Source organism: Pseudomonas sp. B111 (assembly GCF_026428275.1).
Classification (GTDB): Bacteria; Pseudomonadota; Gammaproteobacteria; order Pseudomonadales; family Pseudomonadaceae; genus Pseudomonas; species Pseudomonas aeruginosa.
The window spans coordinates 1,994,391-2,008,411 of record NZ_CP097857.1 but is presented as its reverse complement, the minus strand read 5'-3'; the positions used below and the strand labels follow the sequence as shown (position 1 = coordinate 2,008,411).

Genomic DNA, 14,021 nt, shown 5'->3' with positions numbered 1-14,021 from the left:
CTGCGGTATGCTGGGCGGCCCGTCCGGGCGAACGAGGAGACGGCAGTGCCGGACGAGACGAGCGGAGAACACACGCATTTCTGGCGCGCCGCCGAACTGGGCGGCGTCGAACTGCTGCACGCGCGCTATGTGGAGCAGCGCTTCGCGCCGCACGTGCACAGCAGCTTCGCCCTGGTCATCATCGAGCAGGGCGCGCAGCGCTTCCGCCATCGTGGCGGCGAGCACCTGGCCCCGCTGGGCAGCATGGTGCTGATCAACCCCGACGAAGTGCACACCGGCTCCAAGGCCCATGATGCCGGTTGGCTCTATCGCGGCTACTACCCGGAGATGGAGCAGATCGACGGGATTCTCGACGAGCTGGAAATCCATCATGGCGGCGTGCCGCGTTTCGCCGACAGCGTGATCCACGACCAGCCCCTGGCACGCGCCTTCGTCCACTTGCACCGCCTGCTGGCCGAGCATGCCGGCAGCCTGGAAACCCAGACCCGCTGGCGCGAGACGGTGCTCGCCCTGTTCCGTCGCCACGCCCGCCTGCCAGAAGCGCCGAAGGCCGGGCAGGAGCCGTTGGCGGTGGCCCGCGCCCGCGAACTGCTGGCGGCGCGGTTGCTCGATCCGCCTTCGCTGGAGGAACTGGCGGCGGCGGTCAATCTGTCCCCGTTCCATTTTGCCCGGGTCTTCCGTCGCGCCACCGGCATGCCGCCCCACGCCTGGCTCAGACAGCGCCGCCTGGAGCAGGCCAGGGCACTGCTCAAGAGCGGCCGGGCGCCGCTGGAGGTGGCCCTGGAGCTGGGCTTCGCCGACCAGAGCCACCTCGGTCGCCAGTTCAAGCAGGCCTACGGGGTGGCACCGGGTGAATACCGCTCGGCCTGCGCGCGCTCGTCCTTGACGACATACGAATAAGTCAAGCTCACATTTGCAAATCATTTGTATTTACGTTCTTTACGATTTGCCGTAATTTTGCGCCCCACTTTTTCCTGCGTCCCTGGGGGAGCCTCGATGTCGTCCGTGAGTTCGTTGTCGCGCCTGGCCGTCGCCATCGCGCTGGGTGTGTCCATGCAGGCAGCGCAGGCCGAAGAGGAAGCCAAGGAGCTGGGCACGGTCACCGTGGTCGGCGACTGGCTGGGCGAAGCCGACCAGGCGGTGGTGCAGAACCATCCCGGCGCGCGCAGCGTGGTGCGTCGTCGGGAAATGCTCGAGAGCGGTGCGCAGAGCGTCCGTGACGTGCTGCGCAAGGTGCCCGGCGTGCAAGTGCAGGACAACAACGGTACCGGCGGCAGCGACATCTCCCTGAACGTCGGGGTGCGTGGCCTGACTTCACGCCTGTCGCCGCGCTCGACGGTGATGATCGACGGCGTGCCGGCGGCGGTGGCGCCCTACGGCCAGCCGCAGCTGTCGATGATGCCGCTGTCCATCGGCAACCTGGAGAGCATCGACGTCGTGCGCGGCGCCGGCTCGGTGCGCTACGGCCCGCAGAACGTCGGCGGGGTGATCAACTTCGTGACCCGGGCGATTCCGGAGAAGTTCTCCGGCGAAATCGGCACCACCATCGAGCATGCCGGCCACGGCGGCTGGAAGAAGCTCAACCAGGCGTTCCTCGGCGGGACCGCCGACAACGGCCTGGGCGTGGCGCTGCTGTATTCCGGGGTGAAGGGCGCCGACTACCGCGACGGCAACAACGACAACGATATCGACGACGTGCTGCTCAAGACCCATTGGCAGCTCACCGACAGCGACCAGTTGGCGGCCAACTTCCACTACTACGACGCCTACGCCGATATGCCGGGCGGCCTGACCCAGGCGCAGTACGACGACGATCCCTTCCAGTCGGTGCGCGACTGGGACAACTTCCGTGGTCGGCGCAAGGACTTCTCGCTGAAGTACACCCGCCAGGTCGACGACCTCACCCAGTTCGAGGTGCTCACCTACTACAGCGACAGTTTCCGCGGCAGCAGCATCGCCGCGCGCAACCTCAGGACCATCACCTCGTACCCGCGCGACTACCATGTGTTCGCGGTGGAGCCGCGGGTCTCGCGGATCTTCTTCGCCGGCCCGACCACCCAGGAGGTCGGCATCGGCTACCGCTACCTGAAGGAAGCGATGAACGAGCGCGCCAGCCAGCTGGCCCTGGTCGACAATGTGCCGACCGTGCGTCCCGGCTCGGACGGCCATACCTACCAGGACCGTACCGGCGGTACCGAGGCCAGCGCCTTCTACATCGACGACAAGATCGATGTCGGCAACTGGACCATCACCCCCGGCATCCGCTTCGAGAAGATCGACAGCGACTGGCGCGACCGCCCGGTGCTCGGCCTGAACGGCAAGCCGGTGCAGGAGAAGAAGCGCAGCAAGGACTACAACGAACCGCTGCCGGCGCTGAGCCTGATGTATCACTTGAGCGACGAGTGGAAGCTGTTCGCCAACTACTCCGAATCGTTCGGCAGCCTGCAGTACTTCCAGCTCGGCCAGGGCGGCAGCGGCAACGATACCGCCGCCGGCCTGGAGCCGGAGAAGGCCAAGACCTACGAATTGGGCACGCGCTACGACAACGGCAGCTGGGGCGGCGAGATCACGCTGTTCTACATCGACTTCGACGACGAGCTGCAGTACGTCAGCAACGACGTCGGCTGGACCAACCTCGGCGCCACCAAGCACCAGGGCATCGAGACTTCCGGCCACTATGACTTCGCCGCTCTCGATCCGCGCCTGGACGGCCTGTCGGTCTACGGCAGCCTCACCTATACCCGCGCCACCTACGAAGGCGACATTCCCTCCTTCAAGGGGCGCGACCTGCCGCTCTACTCGCGCCAGGTGGCCACCGCCGGGGTGCGCTACGAGGTCGACCACTGGACCTACAACCTCGACGCCTTCGCCCAGTCCATGCAGCGCGCGCCAGGGCTGAGCACCGACAGCCAGGGCAACTTCACCCACAACTACATCACCGAGCCCAGCGCCGACGGCCAGTACGGCGACATTCCCGGCTACGTGACCTGGAATGCCCGCGTCGGCTACGACTTCGGCCCGCAGGCGTCGAACCTGAAGCTCGGCCTCGGGGTGAAGAACCTGTTCGACAAGCAGTATTTCACCCGCTCCAGCGACAACAATTCGGGAATCTACGTGGGTCAGCCGCGAACGCTGTTCATGCAGGCCAGCGTCGGTTTCTGAATATTCGGATGCGACTTGGCGCATCGTCCGACGACAGGCGTCCTGCGGCAACGCGGACGCCTGTTCTATGATGGGCGCGGAATTTCCATCGGAACGCTGTGGCCTGATCCGCGGTCCATGCAGTCCAATCGATGACGGGCTTCCTTTCGGCGGCCACGCAAGGTAACAAGGACGATGACCCAACATTCGCAATTCGCCCTGCTGGGCAAGCGGCGTTTCCTGCCGTTCTTCATCACCCAGCTGCTCGGCGCCTTCAACGACAACATCTTCAAGCAGTCGCTGATCCTCGCCATCCTCTATCACCTCAGCGTCAGCGGCGACCGCAGCCTGCTGGTCAACCTCTGCGCGCTGCTGTTCATCCTGCCGTTCTTCCTGTTCTCGGCACTGGGCGGACAGTTCGGCGAGAAGTACAACAAGGACGCGCTGATGCGCGCGCTGAAGCTGGCCGAGGTGGGCATCATGCTGGTCGGCGCTGCCGGCTTCGTCTTCGGCAGCCTGCCGCTGATGTTCGTCGCGCTGTTCGCCATGGGCACCCACTCGGCGCTATTTGGCCCGGTGAAGTATTCGATCCTGCCCCAGCACCTGCACGAGGACGAACTGGTCGGCGGCAACGCGCTGGTGGAGATGGGCACCTTCCTGGCGATCCTGGCCGGCACCATCGGCGCCGGCGTGCTGATGTCCCATGCGCATTACGCGGCGGCGGTGGCCACCGCGGTGGTGCTGGTGGCCGCCTGCGGCTACCTGGCCAGCCGCGGCATTCCGCGAGCGGCGGCGGCGCTGCCGGGGTTGAAGCTCGACTGGAACATCTTCGCCCAGTCCTGGAGCATCCTCCGCCTGGGGCTCGGCCAGCGCCCGGCGGTCTCGCGCTCGCTGGTGGGCAACTCCTGGTTCTGGTTCCTCGGCGCGGTCTACCTGACGCAGATCCCGACCTTCGCCAAGGAATGGCTGCACGGCGACGAAAGCGTGGTGACCCTGATCCTCACCGTGTTCTCGGTGGGCATCGCGCTGGGCTCGATGCTGTGCGAGAAGCTTTCCGGTCGCAAGGTGGAGATCGGCCTGGTGCCGTTCGGCTCGATCGGCCTGACCGTCTTCGGCATCCTCCTCTGGTGGCACGCCGGCGGCATTCCCCCAGGCGAGGCGCCCTACGACTGGCTGGCGGTGCTGCGCCACCATGAGACCTGGGCGGTGCTGGCCGACATCCTGTTCATCGGCATTTTCGGCGGCTTCTACATCGTACCGCTGTACGCCCTGATCCAGGCGCGCACCGACGAAGACAAGCGGGCCCGGGTGATCGCCGCCAACAACATCCTCAACGCCCTGTTCATGGTCGCCGCGGCGCTGGTCTCGATCCTCTTCCTCAGCGTCGCCAAGCTGTCGATCCCGCAGCTGTTTCTCGCTCTGTCGCTGATGAACGTCGCGGTGAACGTGTACATCTTCAAGATCGTCCCGGAATTCACCATGCGCTTCCTGGTCTGGCTGCTCAGCCACACCATGTACCGGGTCCGGCATGTGAATCTGGAGGCGATCCCGGACGAGGGAGCGGCGGTGCTGGTGTGCAACCACGTCTCGTACGTGGACGCGCTGCTGATCGCCGGCTCGATCCGGCGGCCGGTGCGCTTCGTCATGTACTACAGGATCTTCTCGCTGCCGGTGCTCAACTTCGTCTTCCGCACCGCCGGCGCGGTGCCCATAGCGGCGCGCCACGAGGACGAAGGGATCTACGAACGCGCCTTCCAGCGCATCGCCGACTACCTGAGGGACGGGGAGCTGGTGTGCATCTTCCCTGAGGGCAAGCTGACCGCCGACGGCGAGATGAATGAGTTCCGCGCCGGGATCGAGCGGATCATCGAGGAAACCCCGGTTCCGGTGATCCCCATGGCGCTGCAGGGTCTGTGGGGCAGCTTCTTCAGCCGCGACCCGAACAAGGGCTTCTTCCGCCGCCTGTGGTCGCGGGTAAGCCTGGTGGCCGGCGAATCGGTGGCGCCGGAGGCGGTGGAGCGCCTCGACCTGCAGGCGCGGGTGACGAGCTTGCGCGGCGAAGCTCGCTGATCGATCCGCAGAAACGAAAAAGCCCCGGCGATGCCGGGGCTTTTTTTGGCGAACTACAAGTTAGATAACTTGTACTTCGTCGGCTTGCAGGCCTTTCTGGCCGTTGACGACCACGAAGGAAACCTTCTGGCCTTCCTGCAGGCTCTTGAAGCCGGTGCCCTGGATGGAACGGAAGTGAACGAACAGGTCGTTACCGCTTTCCGGGGTGATGAAGCCGAAGCCTTTGGCGTCGTTGAACCATTTTACGGTGCCGTTCTGACGATTCGACATGGTGTAACTCCTGAAACAAAGTTGATTGCGGCGACGGAAATATCCGAGCCGGTAGGTACTGAGTTGCAAAGAGTACGAGGAGCCGAGGCGATGAGCGGACCGAGATCTACCACACCAGGTCACGATTCACTGTGACCCAAGCAAGCACAGTGGTCGCAGAGTACGCGATAAAACTGCGGAAAGCGATACCCCTCGGAGCATATTCGATGGATGTCTAATGGCTCAGCTTGAGGCCGACCAGTCCGCAGACGATCAGCGCGACGCTGGCCAGGCGCAGCAATGCCATGGATTCGCCGAACAGGACGATCCCGGCGATTACCGTGCCGACCGCGCCGACCCCGGTCCAGACGGCATAGGCGGTGCCCAGCGGCAGGTGCTTCATGGCCAGGCCGAGCAGGCCCAGGCTGACCAGCATGGCGAGCGCCGTGAGGACCGTGGGAAGCGGCTTGCTGAAGCCTTCGGTGTATTTCAGACCAACGGCCCAGCCCACTTCGAACAGGCCGGCGAAAAACAGGATGATCCAGGACATGGCGATCTCCAGGGCAACGGGTGGCGGGGCCGTCCCCATTCGGTCACCGGCCGGAGGCGGGTGGTGAGGTCGTCCTCACTGCGTGCGGTATTTTGCATGGTTCATCGGTCGGGACAAGGCTTCCCGACCGGGATCCAGCTCAACGCGGCGTATCTTCCATGCGCCGGAACAGGGCGGCCAGCAGCGAACCGGAGAGATTGTGCCAGACGCTGAACAGCGCGCTGGGCACCGCTGCCAGGGGCGAGAAGTGGGCGTTGGCCAGCGCCGCGCCGAGCCCCGAGTTCTGCATGCCGACTTCGATGGCCAGGGCCTTGCGCTGCGCCAGCGGCATGCCGGTCAGCTTGCCGGTGAGATAGCCGAGCAACAGGCCGAAGCCGTTGTGCAGCATCACCACGGCCATGATCAGCAGGCCGGACTCGGCGATCCGCGCCTGGCTGGCGGCCACCACCGCGGCGATGATCACCACGATGCTGAATACCGAGACCAGCGGCAGCACCTCCGCCACCTGCCGGGTGCGCTCGCCGAGCAGGCGCTGTGCCAGCAGGCCGAGGGCGATGGGCACCAGCACCACCTGGAGGATCGACAGGAACATCGCCGCGAACGACACCGGCAGCCAAGCCGAAGCCAGCAGCCAGACCAGCGCCGGCGTGACCAGCGGGGCGAGCAGGGTGGTCACCGAGGTGATCGCCACCGACAGGGCGACATCGCCACGGGACAGCCAGGTCATCACGTTGGAAGCGGTGCCGCCGGGGCAGCAGCCGACCAGGATCACGCCCACCGCGATCTCCGCCGGCAACTGCAACAGGCGGCAGAGCAGCCAGGCCAGGCCGGGCATGATGACGAACTGGGCCAGCACGCCGATCAGCACCCGTATGGGGTGCCGGGCGACCTCGCGGAAGTCTTCGCCCTTGAGCGTCAGGCCCATGCCGAACATCACCAGGCCGAGCAGCGGCGCGATGGCGACGGTGAGCGGGAGGAACCAGGCCGGCTGGAAGAAGGCGAGGATGGCGAACAGCAGGACCCAGAACGGGAAGCTGGCGCTGACGAAACGGCTCAGGGCGGTCAGGGCACGCATGGGCTTTCCTTGTTATTGGACGGCCGCCAGTCTGCCATGCCGGGCGCGACTCTCCCAGCGGCGGGCGCCGCCGGGAGAGCGGGGCGTCAGACGCCCTGGGGGATTTCTTCGCCGCCGAGGGCCTCGAAGAGCGCCGGAAGGAATTCGGCGAAGGTCAGCATCATCAGGGTGAAGCTGGCATCGAGCTGGCCGAGGGCGTCTTCGCCGCCGTCCTTTTCCGCCTGCTCCTGCAGCAGGTCTTCGAAGCGCAGGCGCTTGACCGCCAGCTTGTCGTCGAGGACGAAGGACAGCTTGTCCGACCAGGCCAGGGACAACTGGGTGACCAGCTTGCCGGCGGTGAGATGCAGCTGGATTTCCTCGCTGGTCAGGTCCTGGCGCTTGCAACGGACCACGCCGCCGTCCTCGTGGGTGTCGCGCAGCTCGCATTCGTCGAGCACGTGGAAGTCGCCGGCGGCTTCCTGGGTCTTGACCCAGTCGGTGAGGGTCGCGGTCGGCGCGACCTTCACGCTCAGCGGGCGTACCGGCAGGGAGCCGAGCGCTTCGCGCAGCGTCGAGAGCAGGTCTTCGGCCTTCTTCGCGCTGGCCGAGTCGACCAGGATCAGGCCGAGGCTCGGCGCGATCGCGGCGAAGGTGCTGGAGCGGCGGATGAAAGCGCGCGGCAGCAGGGTCTGGACGATCTCGTCCTTCAACTGGTCGCGTTCCTTCTTGTAGACCTTGCGCATCTGCTGGGCTTCGATCTCGTCGACCTTTTCCTTCAGTGCGTCACGCACGACGCTGCCCGGCAGGATGCGCTCTTCCTTGCGTGCCGAGATCAGGAAGAAGTCCTGGCTGACGTGTACCAGCGGTGCGTCCGGGCCTTTGCCGAACGGCGCGGTGAAGCCGTAGGTGGTCAGCTCCTGGCTGGCGCAGGGGCGGGCGGGTTTTTCGCCGAGGGCTTTCTCGAGGGAATCGGCATCCAGTTGCAGATCCTGGGTGAGGCGGTAGACGAGCAGATTGCGGAACCACATGGGGTCGTTCTCTCCGGGCACAAAGGACCCATTATTCCGCCGCTGGCGGCTCAGGCCAACCCCGGTCCGTCGCTAACTCCTTGGAACGGCAGAAAATTTTTTTCATCGAGGGGCTTGCCAGGGGCCGAATCGCTCCGTAGAATGCGCCCCACTTCGAGAGTGAAGGGTGATTAGCTCAGCTGGGAGAGCATCTGCCTTACAAGCAGAGGGTCGGCGGTTCGATCCCGTCATCACCCACCAATCTCGCAAGTTACGCGCAGCGGTAGTTCAGTCGGTTAGAATACCGGCCTGTCACGCCGGGGGTCGCGGGTTCGAGTCCCGTCCGCTGCGCCATTTCCTTCCTTCGCTGTATCTCTTGCGCTTCCTTCCCGCTTCATAATTCGACGTTTTTCGACGCTTCCTTTCCGCTGTTCTTCTGTCCTCGTTCCACGCGTTCGTTCTGCTATCTCCTTCATTTTTCGGAAAGTTCGGCCTTGAACTTATCCGCGCGCACCTGTTCCTATTGCCCATAGCCACTGGTCGCGACAGCCTGCTAAGCTCGCGGCTTCATCGAATATGCCCGAGCGGCGAACAGATTAAAGGACTCAGCATGAAACAACATCGGTTGGCAGCAGCGATCGCACTGGTCGGTCTGGTTCTCTCCGGCTGCGATTCGCAGACCAACGTTGAGTTGAAGACCCCGGCGCAGAAAGCTTCCTATGGTATCGGCCTGAACATGGGCAAGAGCCTGTCCCAGGAAGGCATGGACGACCTGGATTCGAAAGCCGTCGCCAAGGGCATCGAAGACGCCCTCGGCAAGAAGAAGCAGCAGCTCACCGATGAAGAGCTGACCGAAGCCTTCGCCTTCCTGCAGAAACGTGCCGAGGAGCGCATGGCCGCCATCGGCGACGAAAACGCCAAGGCCGGCAAGAAGTTCCTCGAGGAAAACGGCAAGCGCGACGGCGTGACCACCACCGCTTCCGGCCTCCAGTACGAAATCGTGAAGAAGGCCGATGGCCCGCAACCGAAGGCCACCGACGTGGTGACCGTCCACTACGAAGGCCGCCTGACCGATGGCACCGTCTTCGACAGCTCCATCGAGCGCGGCAGCCCGATCGACCTGCCGGTCAGCGGCGTGATCCCGGGTTGGGTCGAAGCCCTGCAACTGATGCATGTCGGCGAGAAGATCAAGCTGTACATCCCCAGCGAGCTGGCCTACGGCGCGCAGAGCCCGAGCCCGGCGATCCCGGCCAACTCGGTACTGGTCTTCGACATGGAACTGCTCGGCATCAAGGATCCGTCCAAGCCGGACGCGGAGCCCGAGGCCGGTGCCGCAGCGCAGCCCGAAGCCAAGGCGGACGCGAAGAAGTAATTCTTCCGCCGCGATGCATGAAACGCCCCGTCCATGACGGGGCGTTTTCATTTGCGGATTCGGCTGAACCCAGGCGCTGCCGCGAGGGTCTGAAAACAGGTCGAGGGCACGGCCGGTGTTACCCTTATGCACACATTTGTCGCACGTCGACCCGACCTACGGTATTGACCTCGGGTTGTCCGTTGCGCTAGGTCAAACCCTTGATTTTCAATGCTTTTAGAGCATTGTCTAAAAAGTGTCCGATCTGTCGGAAAGCCTGTAGCGACGGGCTTCTCGCCGACGGAAGGGGGGGCTGTTCACAAGGTTATCCACAGTATGCGTGGATAACCCGGAGAGCCTCGGCGGCAAGCGCTTGAGCGAGGTGGAAGGATGGATGCACCACGAGGATTCAGTCGTTACCTGGGGATCGCGGAACGTTTCCTGGCCCGTGGCCGGGTGCCCGCCTTGTTGATTGCGGTAGCACGCAAGCGCTCGCGCCTGAAGCTGGTGAAGAGCGACCTGCGCCTGCTGCAGGAACTGCTGGTGGCCTGGGTTCGCGGCGAATACCGCGGACTCAGCCGCCAGGCGTTGCTCTCGGTGATCGCGGCGCTGGCCTATTTCCTTTCGCCGGTGGATATCGTCCCCGACTTCATCTTCGGTGTCGGCTTGCTCGACGATCTCGCCGTCCTGGCCTGGGTAGTGCGTCGCTGGCAGTCCGAGCTGGATGCCTTCAAGGTCTGGCGCGACGCCCAGGGCGTCGAGACGCAGCAGGCGCTGCGAGAGCTGCCGGCTCCCAGGGCGGAGCGCGTTCAGGGTTCCTGAGGGGTTCGCAGGCTGTTTTCCAGCAGGCGCTCGATGCTGCCGTCCCTGACCATCTCGTCGAGCACCCGGTCCATACTTTCGACGGGGACCGGCAGTTGTCCGCCATAGATGCAGTGCATCCGATAGCTCTGCAGTACCAGCGGACTGACGCTCAGGCCCAGCTCGGGATGCTGGCGCGTCAGGTAGAGCAGCGGGCGGCGCATGTCCACCGCGGCGTCCAGGCGCGAACGCTTGAGCATCTGCACGCGACTGGCCAGGTCGCGGGTATCTTCGCGGCGAATTTCCCCGGCAGCGAAGGCCTGCATGAGATCGTCCGCGTAGACATAGCCTAGACTTGTACCCAGGGTCTTGCCGCGCAGCTCGGCGAAGTCGCGGATCGCCGGACGGTCGTCGCGCTGCAGCAGGACGTCCTGCTCTTCGAAGAGGGCAGGAGACCAATGGTAGCGTTCGGGTTTGCTATCCCATCCGGGGTTGGAGTTGCAGATCACGTGAATATGTCCGCTGGCCATGAAGCCGTCGATCCTTCGGTTCGGCGTTTCCACGAAACGCAGCGACAATCCCAGCCGCTGCGCGACCCGCTCCCCCAACTGGCGGGTGAAGCCGCCTTGCAGCTGGTGATCGACGATGTCCACGTAGGGCATGCCGTCGGCGGGGCTGAAGCCCCAGCGCAGCTCGCCGGCGAAGGCCTGTCCGACTCCCAGCAGGATGCACAAACCAAGACTTCTCCGGCGCACCCGTGGGCTCCTCCACCAGGCAGACTGTGTGACCAGGGCAGCAGTATAGCCAGTCCGCAGCGGCGCGGTGCCTGATAAGATGGCGGCTTGCAAGGAGACCGACATGAATGTCCAAGTGATCACGCGAGACGGCGAGGCGGAATACGCGGTGTTGCCCTGGGCCGAATACCAGGCGTTGCTGGCCGCCGCCGGTCGCCCGGCCGCCAGTGTCGCGGTGGAGACGACCGCGCCGGCGGTGCCATTCGCGAGCCTGCTGGAGCGCCGCGAGGCGCGCGGCCTGAGCCTGGAACAGGTGGCCCGGGAGGTCGGTATCAGTCCTTCCTACATGGCGATGATCGAACGCGGCGAACGCGAGGCCAGCGAGGCCATCCTGTTCGCCCTGGAGCGTGTGCTGGGCAAAGCGACGGGGGCCTGACCTTGAGTGTGCTGATCAGCCGTAAACACTGGGATAGCCTGCTGCTGGAAATCGAGGATGCGCGTCGCCAGCGTCATCTGCTCACCTACCGGGCGCTGATCGAGCGCCTGCAACTGCCGACTCCGGCGATGACCACCCTCACCGCGGCTCTCGAGCACCTGGCATCGCTGGATGCGCGCTCGGGGCGTCCGTTGCGCAGTTCGCTGGTCATCAGCCAGGGCGCAAGCCGCTTGCCGCGCACCGGTTTCTTCGAGTGCGTGGAGCGCCTCGGGCGTTTTTCCGGTCCGCCGGACGGCCCGGCCGCGGCTGGCTGGCATGCGGCGGAAGTGGTCCGTGTCTTCGAATTCGAGTATCCCGATGAACTCTGAATGGATCTGGCGCCTGCGCGCCCGCCTCGGTTACGGCGTGGCCCGGCAGTTGCTGGGCTGGCCCTGGCTGGTCAAGCAGCCGCGAGCCTGGCAGTGGATGCAGGGGCAGTTCTCGCGCATGGCCAACCTCGGACACCGCGACGCCCAGGCGTTCTACGGTCACCTGCTGCTGTTCCGTGGACAGGGCTTCGGCGCACGCGAGGAGGGCCTGCGCCTGCTGCGCCTGGCTGCCAGCGCGGGCGATGGGAAAGCGGCCTACCAGCTCGGCGTGCAGGCGCTCAAGGGCGACAGCCGGCAAGCGCCCGACGCGCTGGCAGCCAGCCGCCACTGGGCACTAGCGGCAGAGGCGGGCCACCCGCTGGCGGCGCGCAAGCTGGCGGAACTCTACCGCGATGGAGGCCCGGGCCTGGCGCCGGACAGCGAGCGCGCCGAGCACTATGCGCAACGGGCGTCCGCGCTCGGTCTATAGCTGAACGAACGATTCAGGCGGCCTCGATCAGGTGCAGGCTGTAGCCTGGCACCGCCTTGGCCTGGCGCTTGGCCTCGGAGGCCAGCGTCGCCAGGTGCGCGGCATCCATTCCCTGGCAGGCTTCGGCCGGTAGATGCACCACGCCGACGGACAATGACAGCAGCGGGTACTCCTCGCGCTGGCCATGGCGGTTGTGCGCAACGAAACAGCCGGCTTCCAGGTGCTCGCGGCTGTAGAAGCGCCGGCATTGGCTCTGGAAGGTTTCCAGCAACCGGTCGATCCGTGTGCGCCAGTCCTCGGGGCCGAGCACCAGCATGAAGTCGTCGCCGCCGATGTGGCCGACGAAGTCGCTGCCCGGGTCGATCCGTTCGCTCAGGCACTGTGCCAGGCACAGCAGGACCTCGTCGCCGCGGGCGTAGCCGTAGAGATCGTTGAAGGGTTTGAAGCTGTCGATGTCGATGTAGCAGATCACCGCCTCGCGCCTTTGTTGCAGCAGGCGTTCGAGGCATTGCTGGATCGGCACGTTGCCGGGAAGCAAGGTGAGCGGATTGGCGTGCCGCGCCTGCTGGAGCTTTTCCTCGGTGATCAGCCTGAGCACGTCGATCACCCGGCCCATGCCCGCATAGTGCCCGCCGCGGGTGACGATGAAATCTTCCTCGATACGCTGGCGTGCGCGGCTGGTCAGCAGGCGGCTGACCTGCTGCAGGGTCTGGCCGAGTTCCACGGCGAGAAAATCGTCGCTCATCAGGCGGCTGATCGGCTTGCGCAGGAACAGGTCGCAGGCGAAGGGCCGGAGCAAGGCGTCGGTGAGCGCGTGGCGATGGACGATGCCGATGGGACGCCCCTCTTCGTCGAGGATCGCCAGGGAGTTCAGGTTGGCCTGGCGGCGGAAGATTTCCACCACTTCCTGGGTCGAGGTGCGAACGTCGACCGCGCGCTGTTCCAGCAGCAGCGCACGCAGGTCGCCATGCTCGTCGCTGGAAGACTGGCTGGGGGCGCCAGCGCTGGGCAGCATCTGTTGTACGTCGCTTGCCGGGTGTTCCTGCGGGCGGCCGAACAGATAGCCTTGCACCAGGTCAACCCCCATCTCGCTAAGCACCGCCAGTTCCTCGGGCAGTTCGATGCCTTCGGCGATGACCTGGGCGCGAGAGGCTCGGGCCATCTTCAGGATGGAGCCGACGAACTCGCGTTTCACGGTGTCCAGGTGGATGCCGTCGACGAAGTGGCGGTCGATCTTCACGTAATCCGGACGCAGTTCCGACCACAGGCGCAGGCTGGAGTAGCCAGCGCCGAGGTCGTCGAGGGCGATGGAGAAGCCCATGGCGCGATAGTGGTGCAGCGCGGTGTCGAGCAGGTCGAAGTCGTCGATGGGGGTCTGTTCGGTCAGTTCGATCACCACCCGGTTCGGCGAGATCCCCAGCTGTTGCAGCAATTGCAGGGTGCGGCCGGGCGGATGGCCGGCTTCGAGGAGGGACTCCGGAGAGACGTTGAGGAACAGCTTGGCGTCGCCCTGGATGTCGCGGAAGCGGCTGAAGGCGCGTTGTCGGCAGAGCAGTTCCAGTTCGCTCAGCCGTCCGCATTGGCGGGCCACGGCGAACAACGCCAGGGGCGAGTGCAGCGGGCTGTTGGACGGACCGCGGGTCAGCGCTTCGTAGCCGACCAGACGCCGTTCGGAAAGCGAGAGGATGGGCTGGAACAGGCAGTGCAGGTCGCCGTGGGCCAGGATGCTGTCCAGGGCGCTCAACTGCTCGGTGACGGTCATGGAACGCTCTCGTCGCAATGAAAAAGGGC

General features: G+C 65.2%; 14 protein-coding genes and 2 tRNA genes. 10 read left to right on the top strand and 6 right to left on the bottom strand.

The window, feature by feature from the left end; translation table 11 throughout:
- Positions 1–45: 45 nt before the first annotated feature.
- The 3 genes from M6E97_RS09625 (at position 46) to M6E97_RS09615 (ending at position 5,211) form a co-directional block, all read left to right on the top strand.
- Entirely contained in the window at positions 46–900 is an 855-nt protein-coding gene (locus M6E97_RS09625) for an AraC family transcriptional regulator (RefSeq protein WP_003117606.1), read from the top strand.
- 96 nt (positions 901–996) lie between these two features.
- Positions 997–3,162, top strand: a complete 2,166-nt coding sequence (locus M6E97_RS09620; RefSeq protein ID WP_033989266.1) for a TonB-dependent receptor family protein — start codon at positions 997–999, stop codon at positions 3,160–3,162.
- Between the two features lie 174 nt (positions 3,163–3,336).
- On the top strand, positions 3,337–5,211 hold the full coding sequence (locus M6E97_RS09615; RefSeq protein ID WP_003117607.1) for an MFS transporter: 1,875 nt from the start codon (positions 3,337–3,339) through the stop codon (positions 5,209–5,211).
- A 60-nt stretch (positions 5,212–5,271) separates the two neighbouring features.
- Here the strand turns inward: M6E97_RS09615 and M6E97_RS09610 are convergent, their stop codons facing one another.
- The 4 genes from M6E97_RS09610 to rdgC all read right to left on the bottom strand — a co-directional run bounded on the left by M6E97_RS09610 (position 5,272) and on the right by rdgC (position 8,092).
- Positions 5,272–5,481, bottom strand: coding sequence for a cold-shock protein (locus M6E97_RS09610; RefSeq protein WP_003091604.1), 210 nt, complete (start codon positions 5,479–5,481; stop codon positions 5,272–5,274).
- A 214-nt stretch (positions 5,482–5,695) separates the two neighbouring features.
- Positions 5,696–6,010: a quaternary ammonium compound efflux SMR transporter SugE gene (gene sugE, locus M6E97_RS09605; RefSeq protein WP_003091603.1), complete on the bottom strand. Its 315-nt coding sequence runs from the start codon at positions 6,008–6,010 to the stop codon at positions 5,696–5,698.
- A 139-nt stretch (positions 6,011–6,149) separates the two neighbouring features.
- The gene (locus M6E97_RS09600; protein WP_015502604.1) at positions 6,150–7,085 is read right to left on the bottom strand and encodes a bile acid:sodium symporter family protein; all 936 of its coding nucleotides are present in this window, start codon (positions 7,083–7,085) and stop codon (positions 6,150–6,152) included.
- A gap of 86 nt (positions 7,086–7,171) precedes the next feature.
- Positions 7,172–8,092, bottom strand: a complete 921-nt coding sequence (rdgC, locus tag M6E97_RS09595; RefSeq protein WP_003091601.1) for a recombination-associated protein RdgC — start codon at positions 8,090–8,092, stop codon at positions 7,172–7,174.
- A 164-nt stretch (positions 8,093–8,256) separates the two neighbouring features.
- Here rdgC and M6E97_RS09590 point away from each other — a divergent pair.
- The 4 genes from M6E97_RS09590 (at position 8,257) to M6E97_RS09575 (ending at position 10,244) form a co-directional block, all read left to right on the top strand.
- A tRNA-Val gene (locus M6E97_RS09590) sits at positions 8,257–8,332 on the top strand.
- Positions 8,333–8,348: 16 nt separating this feature from the next.
- Positions 8,349–8,425 (top strand) — tRNA-Asp (locus M6E97_RS09585).
- A 256-nt stretch (positions 8,426–8,681) separates the two neighbouring features.
- Entirely contained in the window at positions 8,682–9,443 is a 762-nt protein-coding gene (locus M6E97_RS09580) for an FKBP-type peptidyl-prolyl cis-trans isomerase (protein WP_003091600.1), read from the top strand.
- 369 nt (positions 9,444–9,812) lie between these two features.
- Positions 9,813–10,244: a YkvA family protein gene (locus M6E97_RS09575; protein WP_003109163.1), complete on the top strand. Its 432-nt coding sequence runs from the start codon at positions 9,813–9,815 to the stop codon at positions 10,242–10,244.
- Here M6E97_RS09575 and M6E97_RS09570 read toward each other — a convergent pair.
- Positions 10,232–10,978 (bottom strand): substrate-binding periplasmic protein, encoded by a 747-nt coding sequence (locus M6E97_RS09570; protein WP_003091598.1) that lies wholly within the window; start codon positions 10,976–10,978, stop codon positions 10,232–10,234. The genes M6E97_RS09575 and M6E97_RS09570 overlap by 13 nt on opposite strands.
- Positions 10,979–11,081: 103 nt before the next feature.
- Here M6E97_RS09570 and M6E97_RS09565 point away from each other — a divergent pair, with 103 nt between their 5' ends.
- From M6E97_RS09565 to M6E97_RS09555, 3 genes are read left to right on the top strand one after another with little or no spacing between them, the layout of a single operon-like run.
- Positions 11,082–11,393, top strand: coding sequence for a helix-turn-helix domain-containing protein (locus tag M6E97_RS09565; RefSeq protein ID WP_003138351.1), 312 nt, complete (start codon positions 11,082–11,084; stop codon positions 11,391–11,393).
- Positions 11,394–11,395: 2 nt separating this feature from the next.
- A complete protein-coding gene (locus M6E97_RS09560) occupies positions 11,396–11,761 on the top strand; it encodes a hypothetical protein (protein ID WP_003114793.1) in 366 nt (121 codons plus the stop codon).
- Complete coding sequence (locus M6E97_RS09555; protein ID WP_003109166.1) at positions 11,751–12,230, top strand: sel1 repeat family protein; 480 nt, start codon at positions 11,751–11,753, stop codon at positions 12,228–12,230. The genes M6E97_RS09560 and M6E97_RS09555 overlap by 11 nt, the downstream gene beginning before the upstream one ends.
- Positions 12,231–12,243: 13 nt before the next feature.
- Here the strand turns inward: M6E97_RS09555 and M6E97_RS09550 are convergent, their stop codons facing one another.
- Positions 12,244–13,992: a bifunctional diguanylate cyclase/phosphodiesterase gene (locus M6E97_RS09550; RefSeq protein WP_033938796.1), complete on the bottom strand. Its 1,749-nt coding sequence runs from the start codon at positions 13,990–13,992 to the stop codon at positions 12,244–12,246.
- Between the last annotated feature and the right edge of the window lie 29 nt (positions 13,993–14,021).

Excerpts from the sequence above, each read along its gene's own strand:
- M6E97_RS09600 (WP_015502604.1), bottom strand. The coding sequence starts at position 7,085 with ATGCGTGCCCTGACCGCCCTGAGCCGTTTCGTCAGCGCCAGCTTCCCG.
- M6E97_RS09580 (WP_003091600.1), top strand. The coding sequence starts at position 8,682 with ATGAAACAACATCGGTTGGCAGCAGCGATCGCACTGGTCGGTCTGGTT.
- sugE (WP_003091603.1), bottom strand. The coding sequence starts at position 6,010 with ATGTCCTGGATCATCCTGTTTTTCGCCGGCCTGTTCGAAGTGGGCTGG.
- M6E97_RS09565 (WP_003138351.1), top strand. The coding sequence starts at position 11,082 with ATGAATGTCCAAGTGATCACGCGAGACGGCGAGGCGGAATACGCGGTG.
- rdgC (WP_003091601.1), bottom strand. The coding sequence starts at position 8,092 with ATGTGGTTCCGCAATCTGCTCGTCTACCGCCTCACCCAGGATCTGCAA.
- M6E97_RS09550 (WP_033938796.1), bottom strand. The coding sequence starts at position 13,992 with ATGACCGTCACCGAGCAGTTGAGCGCCCTGGACAGCATCCTGGCCCAC.
- M6E97_RS09620 (WP_033989266.1), top strand. The coding sequence starts at position 997 with ATGTCGTCCGTGAGTTCGTTGTCGCGCCTGGCCGTCGCCATCGCGCTG.
- M6E97_RS09555 (WP_003109166.1), top strand. The coding sequence starts at position 11,751 with ATGAACTCTGAATGGATCTGGCGCCTGCGCGCCCGCCTCGGTTACGGC.
- M6E97_RS09575 (WP_003109163.1), top strand. The coding sequence starts at position 9,813 with ATGGATGCACCACGAGGATTCAGTCGTTACCTGGGGATCGCGGAACGT.
- M6E97_RS09610 (WP_003091604.1), bottom strand. The coding sequence starts at position 5,481 with ATGTCGAATCGTCAGAACGGCACCGTAAAATGGTTCAACGACGCCAAA.
- M6E97_RS09615 (WP_003117607.1), top strand. The coding sequence starts at position 3,337 with ATGACCCAACATTCGCAATTCGCCCTGCTGGGCAAGCGGCGTTTCCTG.